This is a genomic window from Fundidesulfovibrio magnetotacticus (genome assembly GCF_013019105.1).
GTDB lineage: Bacteria > Desulfobacterota > Desulfovibrionia > Desulfovibrionales > Desulfovibrionaceae > Fundidesulfovibrio > Fundidesulfovibrio magnetotacticus.
Genome location: NZ_BLTE01000001.1, coordinates 574,398 through 597,072, shown reverse-complemented (window position 1 = coordinate 597,072; position 22,675 = coordinate 574,398). Strand labels below are relative to the sequence as shown.

Below are 22,675 nucleotides of genomic sequence, written 5' to 3'. Positions count from 1 at the left end.
TGGAAGCCTCGGCAGGCAGGGGGTTACGCCCTCCGGGACCCCTAGGCGGACCGCGCGGCCCGTGGGGGATGGAGGAATCCGGCCGGCCCGGGAGGTCCGGGCCGGCCGGGGAGCAGCGCTATTTGCGGATGCCCAGGCGCGCGATGAGCGTGCGGTAGCGGTTGACGTCCTTGTTCTTCAGGTAATTGAGCAGCTTGCGGCGCTGGCCCACCAGCTTCAGCAGGCCCGTGCGGGAGTGGTAGTCCTTGGCGTGGGCTTTGAAATGGTCGGTCAGGTACGTGATGCGGCTGGTCAGCAGGGCCACCTGCACCTCGGGGGAGCCGGTGTCTCCCTCGTGGGTCTTGTACTCCTCGATCACCTTGAGCTTGTCGTCAGCGTTCATGACCACAGCGGTATCCTCCGTTTGTCTCGTTGGGGGGGCACGATTGCCGTGGGCCTCATGCGGGGTTGAGCCCGCGCAGTATGGCCCAGCGCCTCGCGCCATCCAGGTCCTGGGGTTCGGCCAGGGCCACCGGCAGGCCGTCCGGGGTCACGAGCACCGCCCGCGTCTCCGGTCCGGGCAGATCCTCCAGGGGCAGGCGCTTGCCGTCTCGCACCGCCCGGGCCTGGGCTTCGGAAAGCGCCAGGCGGGGCCAGTGGGGCAGGGCCTTCTCCAGGGGGATCAGCCGTTCGGCCAGCCGGTCCGGGTTGTCCACGAGGTCGTCCAGGGAGACGGCCTCGGAGAGCCCGAAGGGATGGCTGGTTTCCCGGGTGAGTTCGGTCAGGTGAGCCCCGCAACCCAGTCGCGTCCCCAGGCTGTGGACCAGGGAGCGTACGTAGGCGCCGGGACTCACTTTCACCCGGAAATGGATCAGCGGAAGCTCCACATGGAGCGTTTCCGCGTCGAAAACTCGCACCGGCTTGATCACCTCCGGCACATCCCGCCCCTCCCGGGCCAGCTTGTAGAGGCGCTGGCCGTCCACCTTCACGGCGGAGTAGGGCGGAATCTCCTGGGTGGTCTTTTCCATCCAGGCCCGCACGGCGTCCCGGGCGGCCTCGGGGGAGACGTGCTCCCAGGGAGCCTCGGCCGTGACGCGGCCCTCGGCGTCGAAGGTGTCGGTGGTCTGGCCCAGGCGCAGGTGGCCCGTGTAGACCTTGAAACCCTCGGTGAGGTAGCCCGCCAGCTTGGTGGCCTCGCCCAGGCAGACCACCAGCACTCCGGTGGCCATGGGGTCCAGGGTTCCGGCGTGGCCGATCTTCTTCTGGCCCAGGCGGCGCTTGATCACTTCAAGGCAGCGCGCCGACGTGGGTCCCTTGGGCTTGTCCAGCACCAGCACGCCGTGCTGCTGGGGGGGACGCGGGGAGGAAGGCGAATCGGTCACGATGCAGGAAATCCCGGTGCGAAAGGCTTGTCGCGGTTTCAGGACCCGAGCACGCCGCTCAGGGCTTCAACCACGCGAGGTTCGATCTCTCCGATGCCGCCTTCCAGGGTGGCGCCCGCCGCGCCCTTGTGCCCGCCTCCGCCGAAGGCGGCGGCCACGGGCTGGATGTTCACCCCGGCCACGGAGCGCAACGAAAGCTTCACGGAACCCTCGCCGTCCTCGCGCAGGGACAGGGCGACCCGGCATCCACGGATGCGCAGCACGAAGTTCGTGAGCCCGTCCGTGTCGGCCGCTGTGGCTCCCAACCTGGAAAGCTGATCGCTCGTAATGCGGATGACCCCCAGTTGTCCACCAAAAGAGAGCGAAAGACCCCCGAGAACTTCGCTCCAGAGCCGGAAACGCGCCAGACTCCACTGGTTCTCGATGCGCTCGTTGATCCCCGCCACGTCCAGGCCCAGGCGCGCCAGGCGAGCGGCCAGCTCCATGGAGCGCGGGCTCGCGTTCTCGAAGCGGAAGTGCCCGGTGTCCGTGGCCACGCCCAGGTACACGGCCTGGCCCAGGGGGCCGGAGAGCTCCACGCCCAGGGCGTCGGTCAGGACGGCCACCATCTCGCAGGTGGAGGAGCGGTCGGTCTCCACCCAGTTGACGCGGCCCCAGCGGGGGTTGTCGATGTGATGGTCGATCACCAGGGTGGGGCGCTCGGCCATGGCCTGCTGGAGGGCCTTTCCGGCGCGGCGGTCGTCGCCGCAGTCCAGGGCCACGATCCAGTCGAAGCCGCCGGAGGCCAGGTCGCGGGGCAGTTCGGCGTGCACGGGGCCGGGCATGGGCAGCCAGGCCAGGTGTTCGGGCAGTCCGGAGACGTTGTAGAGCACGGCCTCCTTGCCCAGGGCCTTGAGCAGGTGGCCCATGGCGGCCATGGCCCCGATGGCGTCGCCGTCGGGGCTGGCGTGGGAGGCCACAAGGAAGCGCGAGCCTGTGCGCAGGGCGTCGAGCACGTCACGCATGGGGCTGTCCGTAGACCATGGTTTCCAGGAACTCGTCGCGCGCGAAGCGCAGCTCCGGCACGAACTTGGAGTTGAGCCCCTTGGCCAGGCGCGAGCGCATGAGGCCCCGTGCCTGATACAGCGCGGACTCGGCCGCCTTGAAGCGCTCGGCGTCGCCGTGCATGGTGTAGTAGACCGTGGCCACGGAGAGGTCCGAGTTGAGGCGGACGCCGCTGATGGTCACGAGTTCCAGCCGGGGATCGGCCAGTTCCATGGCCAGGAGGGAGGCCAGGTCGCGCATGATCTGGTCGGCCAGGCGCATGGAGCGCCGCGAGGGGCCTTCGTTGTTGCGGGGCATGATCGTATCCTTGCGGGCGAGGGGCTTCGTGGGAGAAGCCTCCGGCGGCCAAAGGGTTTCGCCCTTTGGAATCCCTTCTTAGATGTTGGGGCGGCGGCAGGCCGGTCCGTGGCGGAGCGAGGGGCTCATCATGGGCCGATCAACTCGATGTCGTCATAGATAAGTTCCGCCTCGTCGGCGGCAACCACCATGTTCAGTGCTTTTTGCAGAAGCCCCTGAGCGTGCTTGGCGTCCGGGCTCACGGTGACCACTCCCAGGGCCAGGGTGTCCAGCATGTCCTGGTGGGCGATCTCGCTCACGGCCACGTTGAATTTGTTGCGCAGCTTCATCTTGAGCCGCTGGGCCACGCTGCGTTTTCCCTTGAGGGAGTCGTTGCCGTGCAGGCGGAATTCCAGGGTGAGCACGCCGACGATCATTTCGCACCGGTCGCTCCCGAGGCCGGAACCCGGCCGCAGGCCAGGTATTGCGCGCCCAGGGGCAGCCAGGCGAGCAGGTTGTCGAAGCGTCTTGCCAGGGCGTGTCCCAGGGGCGTGAACAGGAAGTGGCGAACTTCCAGGCGCTCCAGACAGGCTTCGCGCAGCAGGGCGCGCGTCCGTCCCGGCCGCAGGAGCACCGCATCCTTGTCGAAGGGCACCCGGGAGACCACATAACGCGTCAACGGGTTGTAGGGGTTGTGCTCCATGACCACCACCAATCCCCCCGGACGGGTCACGCGGGCCATCTCCCGCACGAAGCCGGGCCAGTCGGCGGGGGGCACGTGGTGCATCACGCAGACCGTGAAGGTCAGGTCGAACGTCTGCTCCGGGAAGGGGAGACGTTGGCCGTCGTAGTGCCGGAAGTCGCCGTCGGGGCAATTGGTCCGGGCCATGTCCAGCGAGGCGCTGGAGACGTCCACGCCGGTCAGAGATCCGCAGTGGGGCCCAAGCATGGCGTCCATAAGGCCGACGCCGCAGCCCACGTCCAGCATCGTGGCGCGTCCGGCCAGGCCCTGGCGCGCGAGCATTCCGGCCAGGATGTCCGCCTTGACGCGCAGGAAGAAGGCGTGCTCCTGGCCGCTGAAGGCCACGGCCTGGCCGACCACTTGGCCGTAACTGGAGGCGGACCTGTCGAACTCGCTCACCGGGCCTTCTCCCCCGCGGGCCGGGCCTCGCCGTTCATCACCTCACGCACGAGATAGGGCGGGCGGCCCTTAACCTCCATATAGATGCGACCGACGTACTCCCCGATGAGTCCCAGGCTGGCCAGTTGCACCCCGCCGAAAAAGAAGATGGCCAGGGTCACGGAAGTGTAGCCGGGAAGGTCCTGGGCGGTGTGCCCCATGATGGACGCGCCGGTGAGCTTGAAGAGGATCAGGCCGAGCACGGCAAGGGAGGATACGGCGCTGATGAACAGCCCCATGACGAAAACGGCGGTGAGCGGCAGGGTCGAAAAGTTGAAGAGTCCGTCCAGGGCAAGACGGACCAGTTTCCAGAAAGAGTAATGGCTTTCTCCGCCCTGGCGTGCCTGGCGCTCGTAGACCACGCCGGTCTGGCGGAAGCCGACCCAGGCCCTCAGGCCGCGCACGAAGCGGTTGCGCTCTGGCAGTTCCTTGAGGCGTTGCACCACGGCGCGGTCCATGAGCGAGAAATCGCCGCTGTCGCAGGGAATGTCCACATGGGCCAGGCGAGAGAGCATGCGGTAGAACGCGGAGTAGGCCGCGCGCTTCCAGGCGGTTTCCTTGCGCTTGGTGCGCACGGCGTAGACCACGTCGAAGCCCTGCCGCCAGGCCTGCAGCATTTCCAGGACCACCCCGGGGGGGTCCTGGAGGTCGGCGTCCAGGACGGCAACGGCGTGGCCCCGGGCGTGGTCCAATCCGGCGGTCACAGCGGCCTGGTGTCCGAAGTTGCGCGAGAGGCAGACCACGCGCACGCGTGAGTCCGATGCGGCCAGCCCGGCCAGGATTTTCGGGGTGTCGTCCCCGGAGCCGTCGTCCACGTAGACGATCTCCAACTCGACATCAGGCAGGGAGCCCAGGCTGGCGAGGATCGTCTGATGGGTGCGGGCGATGACGCCCTGTTCGTTGAAACACGGCAGCACCAGAGAGAGAAGGACTGGGCCGGAGGGACGCGGGGTCACGGGTGGCGTTCCTTGCTCTTGTGGGAGCGGCGCATGCGCATGCGTGCGAACATGTCCGAGAGGCGTTGTTCGAAGAGGTTGGACGCCCGGAAGCCTTCCTTGCCCAGGCGCGCCGCAAGCGAGAGGATGCGCCCGGGCCGGGAGAGGTAGGCCAGGCCGTAGAACAGGGCGTGTCCCGCCATGCGCACGCCGGCCAGCACCCCGCCGGGGACCTGGGCGCAGGTGGTGGTCTTCTGGGTCATGTCGAACTGGGCGATCAGTTCATGAAAGTAGGCGTCGCCCGGAGGGGGCGCCATGCCGCGCTCCCGCAGGCCGCGATAGATGGCCGACCCGGGGTAGCAGGAGAAGAGGGAGATGTTGCAGTCGTGCACGCCGGCAAGGGCCATGCGCAGGGCGAAGCGCAGGGTGGCTAGGACATCCTGCGTCGTTTCGTCCGGGAAGCCGATGATCAGGTTGATCTTCACCGTGATGCCGAGCGCCACGGCTTGGCGGATGCTGCGCTCGATGTTTTCCAGGCTGATCTTCTTGCTGATGGCCTTGAGCGTGCGTTCGGAGCCGCTCTCCGGGGCGTAGACCAGGAAACGGCATCCTGCCCGCTTGAGGGCTGCCAGGCATTCGGCATCAAGGGCTTCGGAGCGTGTGCCAGAGGGCAGCTGCCATGTGATGTCCAGGCCCCGCCGGGTGATTTCGTCGCAGAAATCCAGGGTCCAGCGTTTGCGAACGATGGCAGTGAGGTCCAGAAAGTCGAAGCTGTTGGCCCCGTATTCGCGCATGAGCCACTCGATTTCGTCCACCACTTCGGCCGGACTGCGCATGACGTAGCGGGTGGTCCACATGGTGGCGCTGGAGCAGAAGGCGCAACGGTAGGGGCAGCCTCTGGTGGCCACCACCGGCATGTTGCGCCCCATGGCGATGCCCATGGTCCAGTTGTCCAGGAAGTAGGCCTGAACGGGGATCAGATGCCAGGCCGGACGGGGCAGCCCGGCCAGGGAGGCCAGACGTTCGGGGCGGGCGGATACGACCGGTACTCCGTCGGCGTCCCGCGTCCAGACGCCGGGGATGCGGCCGATGTCTCCCCCCGTGTACAGGGCGTGGACCAGGTGGAGGAAGGGCAGCTCCCCCTCGCCCGTCACGAGGTGGTCCACCGCGGGGCAGTCGTTCAGGACGAATTCGGGCAGCGCGCTTGGGTGCTCGCCCCCGACCACGATGACCAGGTCGGGGCGCTTGGCCCGCACGGCCAGTATCAGTTCCCGGTGCATGGGCCATTCTTGGGAGAACATGAGCGAAACGCCCAGAATGGCTGCGTCCTCCGGGATGCGCTCGACGATTTCCTCGACGCGAAGGCCCTGAAGATTGAAACGGCCGCAGTCGGACGCGCGCAATTGGTGGATGGCCTCGGCCACGGCGTCGATCATGGACACGCGGTAGCCTGCCTGCTCGAGGACGGCGCTCAAGTAGGCCGGTCCGATGGGAGGCGTGACCGGGGCCGAATAGGAGGCCCGCGACATGACCATGAACGGCCGCAGCACCACCACGCGAGGAGCTTCGGTCGGGGCTGCGCAAGCGCTCATGGCGTCCTGGATTGGAGAGGAAGAGTACCCCGCGATCATTGGGTGTCCTTGGCTTGCGAGGCGGCCCCAGTGTTCTCGTAGAGGTAGGCCCCGTCGAACGTACGCAGGATCAGGCGCGGCGGCGCGGGGAACAGGGGCAGGAAGAGCTCCGGATCGGAGAGCAGAACATAGCGCGAGCGAAGGGGTGGCTTGAAGGACGGGTGCTGCGGCCGCACGGCGTTGAAGGCGAAACCGGGTGGCAGCGCCAGCAGCGAGCGGTAATAGTCCTGGGTGGCCACCGTGTTGAGCCAGGGGTCGCCCCCGGCCGTGTGAACCATCTCCCGAGCCAGGATCGGGCGCAGTTCGGCCAGCGCCTCGTGGACGCCGCTTGCGGCGTATTCCGGAAGCGTAAGCTTCTGGAAGGCTTCCAGGAAGGCCGGGTACAGAATGAGGTTCGCCACTAGGAACAAGGCGTAAAGCGTTTTCTGGCGGCCCAGCACGGAAGTCATAAGGCCCAGGAGAAAAACGGCGGAAAGATGGCGCACGGCAATGATGCCGTTGAAGAAGTGGCCGAAAATATAGAGAAACGCCGTGAGGGGCGTGAGCAGCAGGAAGAGCGCCTCGCCCAGACGGCGACGGAGCAGGGAGGTGGCTGCACCGGCAAGAGAGGCGGCAAGGATGGTCAACCCGAAGAGATTTCCGTAGAACATCTCGCGGTGGATGTGCAAGAGCGATGTGGCACTGTAGGAAACCATTTTCGAGAATTGTTCCATGCCGCCGCGGAAGAGATCCGTGAACTTGAAGAACTGCAGCGTTTCCGCGAAATGGTAGGGGGCAGTGGCATAGGTGTAGGCAGCCCAGGTGGTCAGAGCGGCGAAGGCCGTGGCCAGATAATAGCTTTTCCATACCCTGCGGTGCTTCATGAAGTGCAGCGCTACGAACAGGGGAAGTAGGGGAAGCCAGCTTTTTCGGATGAGCACCATGGGGATGCTGACGGCCAACATGCCCCAGAAAAAGGGGCGGTCGCCCTCATCATTGAGGGCGCGCCGCGCCATTGCGGCCAGTACCACGACCAGGGACACGTTGAGCATGTCCGGAAAAATCCAGGCCAATCCCAGCTGGAATGGACCGTAGAGGGCGCAAAGGGCGACCAGTGCGGCCATGTCGATGCCGCGCGCCCGCGTGATGGCCTGATATGCCAGGATCGCCAAGCCGAACAGCCAGGCGTTGAGGGTGATGGGCAGTGTGGAGGCGGCCCCGAAGAGCTTCACGCCGAGGGCGTAGACCAGGATCACCCAGGGGGCGTGAACGCCATAGCGGCCCAGGGGCGCATGGGTCTCCTGGTAGCCGTAGAAGCCCGTATCCAGGGGCACACGGGCCATGTTCAGGGTCTCGTGCCAGTAGTGGATCGAATCCGAGATAAGCGCCAGATACTGAGCCCTGTCGAAGCCGAAAGAGGCTTTGAGCCACAAAGTGCCCAGGGCGTAAGGCAGGGCCGCGCAGGCCAGGGACGTCAGTACGGCGAGGCCCCACCATCTGAGCGACCTAAAAGAGTATCCGTCCATCCTTCATCCAGAGCTGGGCCCAGCGTCCGTTCAAGACGATGCGCAGGTTTACGTCGATGTCCTGGCGGGCGCCGTTTTCGGCGCAATACAGTTCGACCACGTGCTGGCGGCCTATGGGGCTCCACGCGGCGGCGCCAGTGGCGGCGGCCAGGCGTTTGGGCTGGCCGTCCTCCCAGACCTCCACGAAGGCCTCCGCGCCGGACATGCGAGGGTAAAAGATGCAGTCCTGGCGATCTTTCTTGACCTTCAGGACGATCTGACCCGGGCGGGACGGATCGGCAGGGCGCAGGAGGGTCCAGCCGGAGACCTCCGACGTCTCTTCAACGAGGTTGTCCACGTTCTGGACGCTTTGCCGTAAGTTGCTGCATTCCAGAAGATAGCTCAGCCCCGTGACTCCGGTCTTGAACGGTGCGGCCAGTTGGCAGTAGGCGCACTGGGGCAGGCTGGTGTAGGCGGCCGACAGAACCGAAATTACCGCGACGCAGAGCAACACCCTGAACACGAAAAGGAGGGACGGGCGTGCCCGACCCTCCTGTTCCAGGCGGTTGAGTCCTTGCGCGGTCATGCCTCGCTAATCCAGCGTATCTTTCTCTTCGACGGTCTCGAAGGCTTCGATCACGTCCCCGACCTTGATATCGTTGAAGTTTTCGAGGCCCATGCCGCATTCGTAGCCCTTGGTGACTTCCTTCACGTCGTCCTTGAAGCGCTTCAGGCTGGCGAGCTTGCCGGTGTAGATGACCACCGAGTCGCGCAGGAGGCGTATCTGCGAGTTGCGCCCGATCTTGCCGTCGAGCACGCCGCAGCCGGCCACCATGCCCACCTTGGGCACGCTGAACACCTGGCGCACCTCGGCCTGGCCCAGGTACTGCTCCTTGAGCACCGGGGCCAGCATGCCGGTCATGGCCGCCTTGATCTCGTCCACCAGCTTGTAGATAATGTCGTAGAAGCGCAGGTCCACGTTTTCGCGTTCGGCCAGTTCCTTGACCTTCACGCTCGGGCGGATGTTGAAGCCGATGACCACGGCCCCGGACGCGGCAGCCAGGAGCACGTCGGATTCGGTAATGGCGCCGGTGCCCGCGTGGATCATGCGCACCTTGACCTTGTCTCCCGAGAGCTTGCCCAGCGCCTCGGCGATGGCCTCCTGGGAGCCCTGCACGTCGGCCTTGAGCACCAGCTTGAGCTCCTGGGCCTCGGCTTCGCCGCGCGAGGCCAGGAAGGTCTCCAGGGTGAGCTTGGTGGCCTTGCCCAGTTCGCGTTCGCGCTGCTTGTGCATGCGGGTCTCGGCGATGCGGCGGGCGACCTTTTCGTCCTCGACGCAGCTGAACACCTCGCCCGCCTCGGGCACGCCCTCGAAGCCCTGCACCTCAACGGGCATGGCCGGTCCGGCGTGTTTGATCTTGCGGCCCTGGTCGTCGAACATGGCGCGCACGCGGCCCGAGAAGAGGCCGCAGACGAAGGCGTCGCCCTGGTTAAGCGTGCCCTCCTCGATGAGCACCGTGGCCACGGGGCCCCGGCCCTTGTCGAGCTTGGCCTCGATGATGTGGCCCTTGGCGCGCTTGTCCGGGTTGGCCTTGAGGTCGAGCACTTCGGCCTGGAGGAGGATCATCTCCAGAAGGCCGTCGAGGCCCGTGCGCTGCTTGGCCGAGACGTGGGCGTAGATGGTGTCGCCGCCCCAGTCTTCGCTGACGAGGCCGTGTTCGGAGAGCTCGCGCTTCACGCGGTCGGGCTCCGCGCCGGGCTTGTCCATCTTGTTCACGGCAACCACGATGGGCACGCCGGCCGCCTTGGAGTGGTTGATGGCCTCGCGGGTCTGGTCCATGACGCCGTCGTCGGCGGCCACGACCAGGACCACGATGTCCGTCACCTTGGCGCCGCGGGCGCGCATGGCGGTGAAGGCTTCGTGGCCGGGAGTGTCCAAGAAGACCACGTCGCCGCGCGGGGTGGCCACGTGGTACGCGCCGATGTGCTGGGTGATGCCGCCGGCCTCGCCCATGACCACGTTGGTGGAGCGGATGGCGTCCAGCAGCGAGGTCTTGCCGTGGTCCACGTGGCCCATGATGGTCACCACGGGGGGGCGGGGCTTGAGGGTCTCGGGGGCGTCCTGCTCTTCGGCGGTGAGGAACTGGTCCTCGTCGAAGCCGCTCTTTTCCACCTCGTAGCCGAACTCGGCCGCGATGAGCACGGCGGTCTCGTAGTCCAGCGACTGGTTGATGGTGGCGAACATGCCCATGGAGAGCAGCACCTTCATGAGGTCCTGGGCCTTGAGGTTCATCTGGCGCGCCATCTCGGAGACGCGGATGGCGTCTTCCATGCGGATCTTGCGCTTGACGGCCTTCTGAGGCTGGGCCTGGGCCTGGGCGGCCATGATCTGGGCCACCTGGTCGCCGCTCTTCTTCTTCTTGTGCTGCTTGCCGCCGCGTCCGGTGCGGTCCTGGATCTCGCCGATGCGGCGTTTGCCGCCGCCGCGACGGTCGCCGTCGTCGGAGGGCGCCTGCGCGCCGAATTCCACGACGCGCTTGTCCTTGCGGCGTTTGCGGTCGTCGGATTCGGGCACCGGCGCGGGAGCGGGGCGGTCGAAGCCGCCGGGTCCGCCGGGGCGGGGACCGCCAGGTCCGCCGGGACGCGGTCCACCGGGTCCGCCGGGGCGCGGTCCGCCGGGTCCGCCGGGGCGTTGTCCGCCGGGGCCGCCGGGACGCGGTCCGCCGGGGCCGCCGGGGCCGCCGGGGCGGTATCCGCCGGGCTGGCTGGCGGCCGGGCGGGGCGCTTCGGGGGCGCGGGGCTCGGGCATGGATATGATGCGCACCTGGGGTCCGATGGCCACTTCCCGCTTGGGCTTCTTGGCGCGCTTTTCCGCTCCGGCTTCGGCGGCAGGGGCCTCCTCGGCGGCTTCGGCGGGCTTGGCGGCCTCGGGGGCCTGGGCTTCGTCCTGGGGCTTGACGGCCTCGGGAGCCTGCGGGACTTCGGCGGTCTCGGGAGCCTCGGGAGCCTGCGCGGCCACGGGGGCCTGCGGCTCGTCCTGTGCCTGTGCCTTCGGGGCCTCGGGCTCGGGCGCGGCGAACTCGTGCTCGTGCACCACGGGGAGTTCGGCCACGTCGGGCTTGGGCTCGGGCTCGGGCTGGGAGATGATCCTGGCCGGTGGCGTCTCGATCATTTTGCGCCGGGGCTTGGAGCGGGGGGCCTGCTCCGCTGCCTGTGCGGGGGCTTCCTTGGGCGCGCCGGGCACGTCCTGGGGGGGCTCCTGGACGCTGGGCGCTGCCTGGGCCTGCGGCTCGCCGGACGCCGCGGCATGGGATTCGGCCGCATGGCGGCGGCGGCGCACCACCACCCCGGGCTGGGACTGGCTCTGCACCACTTCGGACTTGGACAGGCCCTGGCTGATGCGCGAGCGCACCTGGGCGATCTGGTCGTCCTCCAGCGTGGCCATGTCGCTGGACACGCGGATGTCGAGTTCCCGCAAGGCCTGGTAGATGTCCTTGTTGCTGACCCTCAGCTCCTTGGCGAGGTCGCGGACCCTAAGCTTCGTCACGTTTGCCTTCCCCCTTGCCTTTCCTCGCGGCGGCGGCGCGTTTGGGGAACTTGGCCGTACAGGCCTCCCCCGCGCATCGGTAATAGCCCCTTCCGGGCAGGATCTGCGCCACGTCCGGCGTGAGATCGCCGTTCCAGATGTGGCGCGTCAGTTCATGTTTCGGGAACCGGCGGCGGCAGACCATGCAGGTTCGCACCGGCCCCGCGTACGGTTCATTCCTTGGGTTCATCGGTCTCCGGGGCGACCTCGGCAGAGGCCTCGGGGGCTTCGTCCGGGTTGTCCTCTTCGCTCTCCTCGGGCTTGGGCGTCGGCAGGAGCAGCCGGATGGCGGCGCGCAGGTCCTGGCGCTTGGAGGGCGTCATGCCGCCGATGCGGTCGAGCTCCTCATCGGTGGCCTCGGCGAGCATGGCCACGGTGTCGAAGCCGGCGGCCAGGAAGTTCTCCATGTTCATCTCGGCCACGCTGGCCAGCTGCTCCATGCCCGCGCGCGCGGCGTTGAGCTCGGAGTAGCGCGAATCGGTGAAGATATCGATCTTCCAGCCCAGGAGCTTGGCGGCCAGCTTCACGTTCTGGCCCTTGCGGCCGATGGCCAGGGTGAGCTGGTCGTCGGGCACCACCACCTCGAGGGTTTTCTCGTCCTCGTCCACCATGATGCGCGTGATGCGCGCGGGCGAGAGGGCGTTGGCCGCGAAGGTGGCGATTTCAGGATGCCAGACCACGATGTCGATGCGCTCGCCGTGCAGCTCCTGCACGATGTTCTGGATGCGCGAGCCGCGCACGCCCACGCACGCGCCCACGGGATCCACGTCGCGGTCCTTGGAGGAGACGGCCACCTTGGCGCGCGAGCCCGGGTCGCGCGAGACGCCCAGGATGCGCACCGTGCCGTCGGAGACCTCGGGCACTTCGCGCTTGAACAGGGCGGCCATGTAGTCCGGGTGGGTGCGCGAGATGATGATCTGGGGTCCGCGTCCGCTGGGCAGCACTTCGATGATGAAGGCCTGCACGCGGTCGCCGCGCTTGTAGCGCTCGCGGGGGATCTGCTCCTCTTTGGGGAGCATGGCCTCGGTGCGCCCGAGGTTGATGATCCAGCCGCCGCGGTCGCGCCGCTGCACGATGCCCGAGACGATCTCGCCCTTGCGGTCCTTGTATTCCTCGTAGATGATTTCCTGCTCGGCGTCGCGCATGCGCTGGATGATGACCTGCTTGGCCGACTGGGCCGCGATGCGTCCCAGATCCTCCACCTTGAGCTTGAAGCCGAGTTCGTCGTCCATCTGGACGTTGGGGTCAACCAGGCGGGCATCTTCCAGATTGATTTCGGAGAGGGGGTCTTCCACCTCGTCCACCACGATCTTGAACTGGAACACCTCGATTTCGCCGGCCTCGTCGTTGTAGCTGACCTCGATGTCCATATGGTCGCCGAACTTGCGGGCGACCGAGGAACGCACGGCCTCTTCGAGGGTGTCAATGAGCAGGTCGCGGTCGATGCCGCGGTCCTTGCTGATCTGGTCGATGGCCTTGCGAAGCTCCATGCCCATGGAAGGTCCTCCGGATGCCGCTACGCCTTTTCGGCGGGAGCGGCTTTGTCTGCCTTGGAAGTCTTTCTGCCCTTGGCCTTGAGCTCTTCGGGCGTTTCAAAATGATGGACCAGCCTTGCCCGGGTCACGTCGCTCCAGGGGAAGCGCAGGGCGTTGCCCTCGCAGGTGAGCGCCAACGCGCCGTCGCGGGCGGAGTCCAGCACGCCCCGGAAGCGCTTGCGCCCGTTCACGGGGAGGGCCAGGGTCACGTCGATCTCGCGGCCCTCGTGGGGGGCCAGTTGCTCGAAGGCGAAGAAGCGGCGCTCCAGGCCCGGAGAGGAAACCTCCAGGTGGTAGGCCCCGGGCAGCAGGTCTTCCACGTCCAGGGCCAGCCCGAGCTGGCGGCTCACCTGGGCGCAGTGTTCCACGTCCACCCCTTCCGGGCCGTCGAGGAACACCCGGAGCGTGGGGCGTCCGTCGCCGCCGACCATCTCCAGGCCCCAGAGCGAAAGCCCCAGGCTCTCCGCAAAGGGCTCAACAAGGTCGCGGATTCGCGTGAGTTTTTTTTCAGTTTCTTGCGTCATAACAAAAAAAAAGTGGACCGAACCAATTGGCCCACCCCTGTAATCGTTCGGGCGAACCCGGACGTCATGAGGATTTTTTTGGAGCGGGCGACGAGATTCGAACTCGCGACACCAAGCTTGGGAAGCTTGTACTCTACCAACTGAGCTACACCCGCTCGCAAAGTGCTTCATATTATGCGGATCGGGGTGCGTGTCAAGCCTTTTGCTCCGCGCGGTCGAGAAATGACCGGCCTTGCGCCCGGCATGCCCCCTTTGATAGCATTACAGTATGCGTGAGCGGGACATCATTTTCGGCCGGGACCGGCTCCCCGGCGAAAACGATCTGGACTTCCCCCTGGCCGCCGTCCTTATCCTTGCCGTCGGCGCGGCCTTGCGCTTCTGGGCCCTGGGCGCGCCTTCCTTGTGGACCGACGAGATACTCGTTGTCCAGAATGCTTCCAAATCCTGGGAATACATCCTTGATCTTTCGCTCAAGGTCGAGGTCCACCCGCCCTTTTATTATTATCTGTATAAGATCCTGCTCCTGTTCGGCGCCTCCGACTTCTGGCTGCGCCTGCCCTCGGCCCTGGGCGGCACCCTCACGCTCCTGGCGCTCTGGAGGGTGGGCGAGCGCCACCTTGGCGGGCGCTTCGCGGCCCTTGCCGCCATGGCTCTGCTGACCGTTCATCCGCTGCACATCTGGATATCCCGGCAGGTGCGTCCCTACGCTCTCATGGGTCTCTTCTTCACCCTCGGGCTGGGCTGCCTGCTGAACTACCTGAGCGAGGGCCGTTCCCGGGACTCCCGGCGGAACCTGCTGGCCAACCTTCCCGTGGCGTTCGCCCACTACGGGGGGCTGCTCGCCCTGGCTGCCCAGTGGTGCGCCGCGGCCGCCTCGTCGGTCCTGCGCGGAATCCCTTCTTTGTCGTCCGTGGCGGGCTACGGCTTGGGGGCGGTCCTTTGCGCCTCCCCCGCGGCCGTCTTCCTCTGGGAGGCCAAATTCGGCCGTCACGACGCCGTACTCGATGCAGGAAAGGGCTTCGCCGCCGCTTTGGCCAAGGTGGCGGCGGCCCTCGAAGGCGTGCTGGCCTTCGGGGCCGTGTGGCCCTGGGCCTGGGCGGCCACGGCCCTGCTCGTGCTCGCGGGGTCCGCGTCGCTTGCGTTGCGCCGCAACCCGGCGGCGTTCCTGCTTGTCGTGTTCGCCGCGCCGCCACTCGCGCTGGTGGCGGTGCAGTACGCCAGCCATCTCTACCCCGTGCACCTGTGTTTTCTCCTGCCCGTGGCCATGCTCCTGGCGGCCGAGGGGCTGGACCTCCTGGCCCCGCGCCCACTGTGCAGGCCATGGTTCGCCTTGCTCGTCTGCATGTCGCTGGGCGGGGTTTTCACCTGGGTTTGGGGCAGTGAATACTACACGGAAAAGGGCGTGGTGGCCACCTGGTGGAACATGGGGTCTTACCGTGAAGCCGCCAGGACCTTGCGCGCCAATTTCGCTTCCGGGGACATGGCCGCCTTCCATGACCTCAACCTCTTCGAGGGCCTCAACTGGTACACCCGGCAGATGGGCGGCGACGGCCTCCCGGCTGGGCAGCGCCTGGACCCGGCGCAGGAATCCGTGCGCGCCGTGTTGGTGACCAACTATGTCGCCTTCGGCCATCTTTTCGACGGAGAGGCCAGTTTCCGATATCTCTTCGGGGAGTCCGCCGCCGTGGCCCGCGTGGGGGGCTACCGTTTCTATCAGGCCGTGCTGGGCCGTTCGCCCCGCATCCCCCTGGCGAGCGGGGGCGTTTCGGTCGGACTCACCGCAGACCCCCGGGACGTGTGGGCCAGGGCCTGGTCCCTGCGCGACCTGACGGTTTCACCCTATTTCGGCTGCGACCTCGTGCCCACCCGGGAGCGTTCCCCCGGCGAGGTCGTCTACCTCCTGGAGACTCAGGGCGAGGACGCCCCGTCCCCCCTCGTGCTGCTGGCCGATTTCGCCCTGCTGGCCCCGGGCAACCGGCTCGCGGTGGACTGCCGCTTCGACGACGGCCCCTGGAACCCCCTGCTGGACGAACGCGATCCCGCCGGGGAGACGAGCCTGCTGGCGCGCGTGCAGGTCCCTGGACCCTACCGGCAGCTGTGGCTGAGGGCCACGCTTCTGGCGGGAGCGACCCACGCCGACAACGGCGCGGGGGCCCTGGGGCAGGTGCGTCTGCGCCGCCTGACGCTCCTGAGCGAGGACTCGAACGCCCGCTTCCTCAGCCGGACCCTGGACGTGCGCGAGGAGGGCCTGGACAAGCTGGAGTCTCTGCCGGGCGGGCTCCTGATGCGCTGGGCCACGGGCCGGTCTGCCGCCATGTCCTTCGTGCTGCCCCAGGACGGACCGTTGCGACTGGAATACCGCTTCACCAACCGTATCCCCGGGCAGCGCGTGGAGATCCTGCACGACGGCGAGCCGGTGTCCCTGCACGAGGACCTGGCCCCGGGGCAGGAGGTGGCGGAATCCATGACCCTGCCGGGCCGGGCCGGGCAGGGCAGGGTGGAGTTCCGCTTCGCGCGCGCCAACCACCAGGACGCAGAGTCCACATTCTCCCCCGGCGATCCACGCGCCCTGGCCGTGGGCTTTTTGGACCTCTCCCTGGAGACCCCGGATCTCCCGGCCGCCTTCGTGCCTCCCAAGAGGTTGCCCCGTTAGGGGGTCATGTCCTCGCGGCAATCCCCAGGGCGCCCGACCGCAGTGAGCCGGGCCGGCAGGCTTCTGGAGCGCGGCTGGGCGCGTTGCGAGCGGGGCAACCGCATCGGGGCGCTGGACTGCTTCCAGGACGCCGCCCGCATCCCGGACGCCGCACCGGCCGAGAGGGCCGAGGCCCTCCACGCCCAGGGGGCGATGCTCGACGCCCTGGGCATGGACGGGGAGGCCCTGGACGCCTTCGAGGAACTTGCGCGAGACTACTTGGATTCCCTCGACGAAACGATCGCCGCCCGGGTGGACGCCGCCCTGGGCGACTCGGTGGTGCTCCTGGCCGGTCAGGGGCGCGCGCGGGAGGCCCTGGACCTGTCGGACAGGCTCCTGAAGCGCCTTGAGGGCTCAGGCCGTCCGGGCGCGGCGGCGGATGAGGCTGCGGCGCTGTGCAACCGGGGCACGCTGCTGCTGAAGCTGGGCCGCGAGCGCGAGGCGGCGCGCTGTTTCGCGCGCGCCGCGCGTCGCGCCTCCCTTGCCGGTGATGCCGACGGACTGCTGCACGGCGCGCGCGCCCGCAACGCCCTGGGCTTCGTTCTTCTGATGCGGGCAAAGCCCCGCGCGGCGTCGCGTCGGAAACGCCGGGGCCTGGGGGCGGCCCTGCGCCTGCTGGGCCAGGCCTTGGACTTCCACGACGACCCGCCCACGGTGCAGGGCAACCAGGCCTACGCGCTCTTCCTGCTGGGCCGGGCCGGGGAGGCCCGTGCCCCCCTGTCCGAGGCCCTGCGCGTGGACGGCGAGCGCGTCTACGCCTGCGAGGTGCAGGACGCCTCCGGTCGTTCAATCCCCGAGGACGCGGACTTCCTTCGGTTCCTAGCCGACACCTGGCGCGAGGTGCAGGGCACGGAGCCTCCGGCCCTGTAAGCCTGACGCGCTTTAAGCGCAGTTGTTGCGCAGCCATTGTTGTTTGGTTTAGTGTGCCAGCAAACAAAGTCGCATGGTGGTTCATCGATGATCATCGCGTGTATTTTTCGGGCATCTTGTGTCGCTTTACTGCTTGCCATGCTTTGGGTGATGTATCTTCCGGTCGTCACGGTGGCGCTGGCTCAGCAGAAGTCTGCTGCAGAGCAGCACTCGACGGATGTTTCCGTTCTTGTCGAACGCATGGAGAAGCTCGAGAGGGAACTCGAGAAGTATCGCGAGGTGGAACAGGTCCGCCGAGAAGGCATGGAGAAAATTCAAGAAGAGCGCGGAAAATCAATGGATGGTAGGCTACAGCTTCAAGAGGGGCGCATTGGTGATACGGGGCGCTCGGTAGATATGTTTGCATTGTTGATAACGATACTGCTTGGGGCTGGTGGGTTTCTTACGTACAGAGAGGCTGGGAAGGAGGCGCGAAAGCAGGCGAAGGAACAAGCGCAGGCTTGGTTGGACGAAGAACGCGAGAATATAATAGCCAATATACAACGTGGCCTTATGGATGTTGAAAGTCGGGCGCGGGAGGTAAAAGATAGTATAGATAGGGTTGAGGAAGACGTTAAACAGCGTCATTGTGATTTTAACGATGCTGTACAGATGCTGAAAAAGTCATTTGAGAGGACTATGCAGGCGCATGATGGTGATGTAAATATTGATGGTGTTGAACAGGAATGCAGAGTGGTTGATGTTGTTGGGCGTGACCTGAAAGATATTCCTGAATCAAAGTATACGGCGGACCATCTGTATGCAAAGGGGATTACTGAGTATTATTCTGGGCGCAAAGAGTCTGCGTTGGACTATTTTGCGCAAGCGGCCGCTTTTGTAGGGGCCTCTGACGAGATCGCCGCCAAGGCATTGTTCGCCAAGGCCGTCTCGCTGCGCGACGCCGGACGATATGCCGAGGAGTTGGCCGGGTATGACGAAATCGACAGGCGATTCGGTAACTCTCCCGATCTCGGCGCGCAGAGGGAAGTCGCGTCATCCCTTGTGAACAAGGGGCTTGGGTTTGTCAGGGAAGGCCGTAAGGAGGACGCGCTGGCGGCCTATGCTGAGGTGGTCCGGCGCTATGGCTCCTCCAGCGACCCCGCTATTCAGGAAAAGGTGGCCATGGCCTTGGTGAATACCGGTGCTCACCACGGGGGGGAGGGCCGACTGGAAGAAGCGCTCGCCGCCTACGAGGACGTAGTGCACCGCTTCGGTGGATTCGACGACCGCGCGGTGCAGGAGCGGGTTGCGTTGGCATTATTCAATAAAGGGATCGCGCTGGAGGGGGCAGGCCGTTTACAAGAAGGGCTAGCGGCCTATGAGGAGATCGATCGGCGTTACGGCACCAGCCCGGATCCCGGCATTCGCGAACAGGTGGCAATGGCCCTGGTGTGCAGGGGCAGGGCTTTGGGCAGGAAAGTGAGCCTCAGGCAGGCGATTGCCGCCTACGATGAGGTGGATCGACGGTTTGGTTCCGCTACGGAGTCAGGCATCCAAAAGTTGGTTGTCCTGGCTCTCGTCAATAAAGGTATGGCACTCGGCAACATAGGCAAAGACAAAGACGAGCTTGCTGTTTTTGATGAGGTGGAACGCCGTTTTGGTGTTTGCTCCAGTCCGGAAGTGCAGCGACATGTGGCAACAGCCAGGAATGGAATAGGTTGTGATCGGTTGATTCAGGCCAAAGTGCTCTGGAAGGACGTGACTCAGCGCACGGAGGCGTTGAATTCTGCACTGGAGGCCTTAGACAGGGCCTTGCCGCATACCACGGATAAGGACATGGTATTAGGGAACCGAGCCTATACGCTCTTTCTCCTGGGGCGTTTCGAAGAAGCGCGCGAATCCATGCGCCAAGCACTCCTGTTGGGCGGGAAACACCGCTACACCTGCGAAGCCGAGGTCGCCGAGTTGACCACCGTCCCCGAAGACGCGGACTTCCTCCGGTTCCTCGCCGACACCTGGCGCGAGGTGCACGGCACGGAGCCTCCTGGCTTCCCGGGCGTCGGGGAGGCGGCTCCCGCTTAAGCGCCCGTCCCGCCTTCCTGCTGGCACGCTTCCTGCTGTCCTTGGGGACGAGGAGGAGCGCCGTCATGCAACAAAGCTCAATCAGCGCGCTGTTCGGAGCGCTCAGCAACGAAACCAGGATGGCCATGGTCGCCAACAATTTGGCGAACGTGACCACCGCCGGGTACAAGGCCGACAGGGTCTCGTTCCAGGACGTGTTCCAGCGCATGGCCACCGACTACAGCCCCGACGCGCGAAACGACCTCCAGCAGAAGCAGCTCCTGCCCAAACCCCTCGTGGTGGCAAAGCCCAGGCTGGCCGAACAGACCGTGGACGCCACCCAGGGCGGGCTCAACGCAACGGGCAACCCATTGGACTTGGCCATCTCCGGGCCCGGATTCTTCCGCGTGCAGACCCCGGAAGGCCAGTTCCTCACACGCAACGGGCAGTTCTATCGCAACAACCAGGGCATGCTGGTCACCAACCAGGGCTACCCCGTCATGGGACAGGCCGGGCCGGTGGCCATTCCCGAGGGGCAGACCGTTACCGTCACGGGCGACGGACAGATGACGGTGGACGGACAGATCGTGGGCTCCATCGACGTGGTGGACGTGCCCGACGTCAAGCAGCTCAAGAAATACGGCCAAAGCCTCTTCACCGGGCCCAACAACTCACAGCCCGTCACCCAGCCCGTGGACCGCTCCAAAACCAGCGTCTACCAGGGCTACCTGGAGCAGGCCAACGTGAACGTGGTGTCGGAGATGGTGGCCATGATCGAGGTGCAGCGCTCCTTCGAGGCCTACACCAAGATCATTTCCAGCACCCAGGAAATGGATCAGCAGGCGTCGACCAAGGTCGGCGAGACCAGGTAGGGGGATACGGATCATGATGCGCTCACTGTACACAGGCACCACCGGCATGGTGGCCATGCAGCTCCAGATAGACACCATGGCCAACAACCTGGCCAACGTGAACACCCTGGGCTTCAAGAAAAGCCGCGCCGAGTTCGAGGACCTCATGTACCAGACCCTCGCCGTGGCCGGCACCCAGAACGAGGGCGGCTCGCGCCTGCCCACCGGCCTCCAGGTGGGCATGGGCGTGCGCCCCACCACGGTGCACAAGTTCTTTACCCAGGGCGACTTCCAGAACACCGGCAACCAGCTCGACGTGGCCATCTCCGGCCAGGGCTTCTTCCGCCTGCAGGACGCGGCCGGCAACGATGTCTACACCCGCGCCGGGGCCTTCAAGCTCAACCAGGACGGCACGGTGGTCAACGCCAACGGCTACACGCTCCAGCCCGCCTTCACGGTGCCCCAGCAGGCCACCAACATCGTCATCACCGAGCGCGGCGTCATCAACGCCACCGACGGCCAGGGCAACGTGCTGGCCACCACCACCATCCCCCTCTACACCTTCATCAACCCCCCGGGCCTCACCGCCCTGGGCCGCAACGTCTACCAGATATCGGAGGCCTCCGGCGCGGCCCAGGAGCTCACCCCCGGCGACCAGAACGCCGGAACCCTGGTCCAGGGATTCCTTGAGATGTCCAACGTGCAGATGGTGGACGAAATGGTGGGGCTCATCGTGGGCCAGCGCGCCTACGAGGCCAACTCCAAGACCATCTCCACGGCCGACGCCATGCTGCAGACCGCCGTGAACCTCAAACGCTAGCCCGGAGGCATGCCATGAACGTCTCCATCCACACCCTGCGCCGCATAGGCCCCGCCCTGGCCGTCCTCCTGGGGATCGTCGCCCTGCTGGGCCTTTTCGCCTCCGCCAGCCTGGGGGCGAGCAACACCATGGACTGGAAGCTCAAGTTCCGCCCCGCCGTGGCCGTGACCGGCGACCGCGTGATGTTGGGCGACGTGGCCGAGCCCGTGGGCAGCATCGATCCCGAAATTTGGCGCATCCTGGCCTCGACGCCCCTTTGGCCCTTCCCGGGCCGCGAAGGGCAGATCACCCTGCCGCGCCAGAAGATCCTCGAAGACCTGGACCGCCTCTTCCCCGGCGCCCAGGCCAATTTCAGCGTGCCCGGCCAGCTGGTGCTGCGCAAGGGCGGCGGAAAACCCGTGGCCGAGAACACCGTGGACCGGCTCATCGTCGATTATTTGACGGCGAACCTCACGGGACAGGACGGCGAGATCGAGGTCAAGGACATCGCCCTGCCGGGCCAGCTCTTCATCGACGAGGAGTTGGAGAAGCTCACGGTGGAGTCCACGGGGACCCTCGTTCCCGGGCGGGTGAACCTGCGCCTCACGGTCAGCTCGCCCGAGGGCCGCGTCCTGCGCCAGCACGCCGTGAGCGCCCAGGTGAACCTCTGGCGGGTTGTGCCCGTGGCGTCCAGGCCGATCAACGTGAAGGAAGGGACCATCGGCCCCGAGAAGATCTCCTGGGAGCGGCGCAACCTGGCCCTGGTGCGCGGAACCCCCTGGAACTTCCAGGGCGACCCGACCCCCGTGCGCGCCCGCTATTCCCTCAATCCGGGCATGCCCCTCACCAGCGAGACGGTTGAGCTCATGCCCGCCATCCAGAAGGGCGACAAGGTCACCTGCCTCTGGAAGGGCCGGGCCATCTCGCTCTCCATGCCCGTGACCGCCCTGAGCGACGGAGCCAAGGGGGCGCAAATAACGGTACGAAACATGCAAAGCGGCAAGGAGCTGGCTGCCGTGGTCCAGGACGCCCAGACCGTCGTGGTCCGCTAGTCGGCAAGGAGTCGAGCCATGAATTTCAGGAAAACCAAGACACTGGCGGTCTGCGCCCTGGCGGCGGCCCTTTCGGCCTGCGCCCCTCCGGCCAAGCACGTTCCCTCGCCCATGTCCTCTCTCACGCCGCCGGTCACCCAGGCCCCGTCCCCGGCGCACAACCCGGGTTCGCTCTACTCCCAGGCCGCCCAGCCCTATTACCTCTACGAAGACAACCGGGCCAGGCGCATCGGCGACATCGTCATGGTCAACGTGGTGGAGAAGTCCAACGCCAAGAACAAGTCCAAGACCAAGTCCAACAAGAAGAACTCCATGACCGACCAGGTTGACAACTACTTCAACCAGCACTCCATGACGCCCATCCCCGGCAACAGTCAGCTCAAGGGCGCCACCGGCATCGACGTGGCGGGCTTTCTGGGCATGCAGGGCTACGTGGGGACCGGGCAGCCCATCATCAAGAACAGCACCAACAACCAGTTCGACTCCGACGGTGAAACCAGCCGCGAGTCCACCGTCACCTACACCATCGGCTGCCGGGTGGTGAACATCCTGCCCGGCGGGGTGATGCAGGTGGAAGGCGCGCGCCAGGTGCGCGTCAACGAAGACACGCAGATCATGGTGGTGCGCGGCCTCCTGCGCCCCATGGACGTTGGCCCGGACAACACCGTCTCCTCCTCGGCCCTGGCCGAGGCCCAGGTGGACATGTTCGGCACGGGCGTTCTGGCCGACCGCCAGAAGCCCGGCTGGCTCTCGCGCGTCCTGGACAACATCTGGCCTTACTAGAAACAGCCTACGCGACAACGTGGAAGCGGCCC

General features: G+C 66.3%; 21 protein-coding genes and 1 tRNA gene. 7 read left to right on the top strand and 15 right to left on the bottom strand.

What is annotated here, in order from left to right; genetic code table 11:
• Positions 1-118: 118 nt before the first annotated feature.
• The 15 genes from rpsO to NNJEOMEG_RS02665 all read right to left on the bottom strand — a co-directional run bounded on the left by rpsO (position 119) and on the right by NNJEOMEG_RS02665 (position 13,711).
• The gene (gene rpsO, locus NNJEOMEG_RS02735; protein WP_173081032.1) at positions 119-388 is read right to left on the bottom strand and encodes a 30S ribosomal protein S15; all 270 of its coding nucleotides are present in this window, start codon (positions 386-388) and stop codon (positions 119-121) included.
• 49 nt (positions 389-437) lie between these two features.
• A complete protein-coding gene (gene truB / locus NNJEOMEG_RS02730) occupies positions 438-1,361 on the bottom strand; it encodes a tRNA pseudouridine(55) synthase TruB (protein ID WP_173081030.1) in 924 nt (307 codons plus the stop codon).
• A 38-nt stretch (positions 1,362-1,399) separates the two neighbouring features.
• A complete protein-coding gene (locus NNJEOMEG_RS02725; RefSeq protein WP_173081028.1) occupies positions 1,400-2,365 on the bottom strand; it encodes a DHH family phosphoesterase in 966 nt (321 codons plus the stop codon).
• Positions 2,358-2,702 carry a 30S ribosome-binding factor RbfA gene (rbfA, locus tag NNJEOMEG_RS02720; protein ID WP_173081026.1) on the bottom strand — a complete coding sequence of 115 codons (345 nt, stop codon included), beginning with the start codon at positions 2,700-2,702 and terminating at the stop codon, positions 2,358-2,360. The genes NNJEOMEG_RS02725 and rbfA overlap by 8 nt, the downstream gene beginning before the upstream one ends.
• Before the next feature lie 128 nt (positions 2,703-2,830).
• A complete protein-coding gene (locus NNJEOMEG_RS02715; RefSeq protein ID WP_173081024.1) occupies positions 2,831-3,118 on the bottom strand; it encodes a DUF503 domain-containing protein in 288 nt (95 codons plus the stop codon).
• Complete coding sequence (locus tag NNJEOMEG_RS02710; RefSeq protein ID WP_217270464.1) at positions 3,115-3,822, bottom strand: class I SAM-dependent methyltransferase; 708 nt, start codon at positions 3,820-3,822, stop codon at positions 3,115-3,117. The genes NNJEOMEG_RS02715 and NNJEOMEG_RS02710 overlap by 4 nt, the downstream gene beginning before the upstream one ends.
• Entirely contained in the window at positions 3,819-4,817 is a 999-nt protein-coding gene (locus tag NNJEOMEG_RS02705) for a glycosyltransferase family 2 protein (RefSeq protein WP_173081022.1), read from the bottom strand. The genes NNJEOMEG_RS02710 and NNJEOMEG_RS02705 overlap by 4 nt, the downstream gene beginning before the upstream one ends.
• Positions 4,814-6,388: a B12-binding domain-containing radical SAM protein gene (locus tag NNJEOMEG_RS02700; RefSeq protein ID WP_173081020.1), complete on the bottom strand. Its 1,575-nt coding sequence runs from the start codon at positions 6,386-6,388 to the stop codon at positions 4,814-4,816. Before NNJEOMEG_RS02700 ends, NNJEOMEG_RS02705 begins: the two co-directional genes overlap by 4 nt.
• A gap of 35 nt (positions 6,389-6,423) precedes the next feature.
• Positions 6,424-7,932: a hypothetical protein gene (locus NNJEOMEG_RS02695; protein ID WP_173081017.1), complete on the bottom strand. Its 1,509-nt coding sequence runs from the start codon at positions 7,930-7,932 to the stop codon at positions 6,424-6,426.
• Positions 7,913-8,497, bottom strand: coding sequence for a hypothetical protein (locus tag NNJEOMEG_RS02690; RefSeq protein ID WP_173081015.1), 585 nt, complete (start codon positions 8,495-8,497; stop codon positions 7,913-7,915). The genes NNJEOMEG_RS02695 and NNJEOMEG_RS02690 overlap by 20 nt, the downstream gene beginning before the upstream one ends.
• Positions 8,498-8,503: 6 nt before the next feature.
• On the bottom strand, positions 8,504-11,458 hold the full coding sequence (gene infB, locus NNJEOMEG_RS02685; RefSeq protein ID WP_173081013.1) for a translation initiation factor IF-2: 2,955 nt from the start codon (positions 11,456-11,458) through the stop codon (positions 8,504-8,506).
• Positions 11,445-11,642, bottom strand: a complete 198-nt coding sequence (locus tag NNJEOMEG_RS02680) for a DUF448 domain-containing protein (protein ID WP_235956801.1) — start codon at positions 11,640-11,642, stop codon at positions 11,445-11,447. The genes infB and NNJEOMEG_RS02680 overlap by 14 nt, the downstream gene beginning before the upstream one ends.
• A gap of 28 nt (positions 11,643-11,670) precedes the next feature.
• Positions 11,671-12,993 (bottom strand): transcription termination factor NusA, encoded by a 1,323-nt coding sequence (gene nusA / locus NNJEOMEG_RS02675; protein WP_173081009.1) that lies wholly within the window; start codon positions 12,991-12,993, stop codon positions 11,671-11,673.
• 20 nt (positions 12,994-13,013) lie between these two features.
• On the bottom strand, positions 13,014-13,556 hold the full coding sequence (rimP, locus tag NNJEOMEG_RS02670; protein WP_173081007.1) for a ribosome maturation factor RimP: 543 nt from the start codon (positions 13,554-13,556) through the stop codon (positions 13,014-13,016).
• A gap of 79 nt (positions 13,557-13,635) precedes the next feature.
• A tRNA-Gly gene (locus NNJEOMEG_RS02665) sits at positions 13,636-13,711 on the bottom strand.
• 113 nt (positions 13,712-13,824) lie between these two features.
• On the opposite strand from NNJEOMEG_RS02665, the gene NNJEOMEG_RS02660 reads away from it, so the two are divergent.
• The 7 genes from NNJEOMEG_RS02660 to NNJEOMEG_RS02630 all read left to right on the top strand — a co-directional run bounded on the left by NNJEOMEG_RS02660 (position 13,825) and on the right by NNJEOMEG_RS02630 (position 22,643).
• Positions 13,825-16,209: a glycosyltransferase family 39 protein gene (locus NNJEOMEG_RS02660; RefSeq protein WP_173081005.1), complete on the top strand. Its 2,385-nt coding sequence runs from the start codon at positions 13,825-13,827 to the stop codon at positions 16,207-16,209.
• 42 nt (positions 16,210-16,251) lie between these two features.
• The gene (locus NNJEOMEG_RS02655; RefSeq protein WP_173081003.1) at positions 16,252-17,118 is read left to right on the top strand and encodes a tetratricopeptide repeat protein; all 867 of its coding nucleotides are present in this window, start codon (positions 16,252-16,254) and stop codon (positions 17,116-17,118) included.
• 87 nt (positions 17,119-17,205) lie between these two features.
• Positions 17,206-19,179 carry a tetratricopeptide repeat protein gene (locus tag NNJEOMEG_RS02650; protein WP_173081001.1) on the top strand — a complete coding sequence of 658 codons (1,974 nt, stop codon included), beginning with the start codon at positions 17,206-17,208 and terminating at the stop codon, positions 19,177-19,179.
• 65 nt (positions 19,180-19,244) lie between these two features.
• Positions 19,245-20,030, top strand: coding sequence for a flagellar basal-body rod protein FlgF (flgF, locus tag NNJEOMEG_RS02645; protein WP_173080999.1), 786 nt, complete (start codon positions 19,245-19,247; stop codon positions 20,028-20,030).
• 13 nt (positions 20,031-20,043) lie between these two features.
• Complete coding sequence (gene flgG, locus NNJEOMEG_RS02640) at positions 20,044-20,829, top strand: flagellar basal-body rod protein FlgG (protein ID WP_173080997.1); 786 nt, start codon at positions 20,044-20,046, stop codon at positions 20,827-20,829.
• Positions 20,830-20,843: 14 nt separating this feature from the next.
• On the top strand, positions 20,844-21,860 hold the full coding sequence (gene flgA / locus NNJEOMEG_RS02635; protein WP_173080995.1) for a flagellar basal body P-ring formation chaperone FlgA: 1,017 nt from the start codon (positions 20,844-20,846) through the stop codon (positions 21,858-21,860).
• An 18-nt stretch (positions 21,861-21,878) separates the two neighbouring features.
• The gene (locus tag NNJEOMEG_RS02630) at positions 21,879-22,643 is read left to right on the top strand and encodes a flagellar basal body L-ring protein FlgH (protein ID WP_173080993.1); all 765 of its coding nucleotides are present in this window, start codon (positions 21,879-21,881) and stop codon (positions 22,641-22,643) included.
• Positions 22,644-22,675: the final 32 nt, after the last annotated feature.

Coding starts and splice junctions, on each gene's coding strand:
- NNJEOMEG_RS02650 (WP_173081001.1), top strand. CDS start 17,206: ATGATCATCGCGTGTATTTTTCGGGCATCTTGTGTCGCTTTACTGCTT.
- NNJEOMEG_RS02715 (WP_173081024.1), bottom strand. CDS start 3,118: ATGATCGTCGGCGTGCTCACCCTGGAATTCCGCCTGCACGGCAACGAC.
- flgG (WP_173080997.1), top strand. CDS start 20,044: ATGATGCGCTCACTGTACACAGGCACCACCGGCATGGTGGCCATGCAG.
- flgA (WP_173080995.1), top strand. CDS start 20,844: ATGAACGTCTCCATCCACACCCTGCGCCGCATAGGCCCCGCCCTGGCC.
- NNJEOMEG_RS02660 (WP_173081005.1), top strand. CDS start 13,825: ATGCGTGAGCGGGACATCATTTTCGGCCGGGACCGGCTCCCCGGCGAA.
- nusA (WP_173081009.1), bottom strand. CDS start 12,993: ATGGGCATGGAGCTTCGCAAGGCCATCGACCAGATCAGCAAGGACCGC.
- NNJEOMEG_RS02680 (WP_235956801.1), bottom strand. CDS start 11,642: ATGGTCTGCCGCCGCCGGTTCCCGAAACATGAACTGACGCGCCACATC.
- flgF (WP_173080999.1), top strand. CDS start 19,245: ATGCAACAAAGCTCAATCAGCGCGCTGTTCGGAGCGCTCAGCAACGAA.
- NNJEOMEG_RS02695 (WP_173081017.1), bottom strand. CDS start 7,932: ATGGACGGATACTCTTTTAGGTCGCTCAGATGGTGGGGCCTCGCCGTA.
- NNJEOMEG_RS02725 (WP_173081028.1), bottom strand. CDS start 2,365: ATGCGTGACGTGCTCGACGCCCTGCGCACAGGCTCGCGCTTCCTTGTG.
- NNJEOMEG_RS02630 (WP_173080993.1), top strand. CDS start 21,879: ATGAATTTCAGGAAAACCAAGACACTGGCGGTCTGCGCCCTGGCGGCG.
- rbfA (WP_173081026.1), bottom strand. CDS start 2,702: ATGCCCCGCAACAACGAAGGCCCCTCGCGGCGCTCCATGCGCCTGGCC.
- NNJEOMEG_RS02690 (WP_173081015.1), bottom strand. CDS start 8,497: ATGACCGCGCAAGGACTCAACCGCCTGGAACAGGAGGGTCGGGCACGC.
- NNJEOMEG_RS02700 (WP_173081020.1), bottom strand. CDS start 6,388: ATGAGCGCTTGCGCAGCCCCGACCGAAGCTCCTCGCGTGGTGGTGCTG.
- rimP (WP_173081007.1), bottom strand. CDS start 13,556: ATGACGCAAGAAACTGAAAAAAAACTCACGCGAATCCGCGACCTTGTT.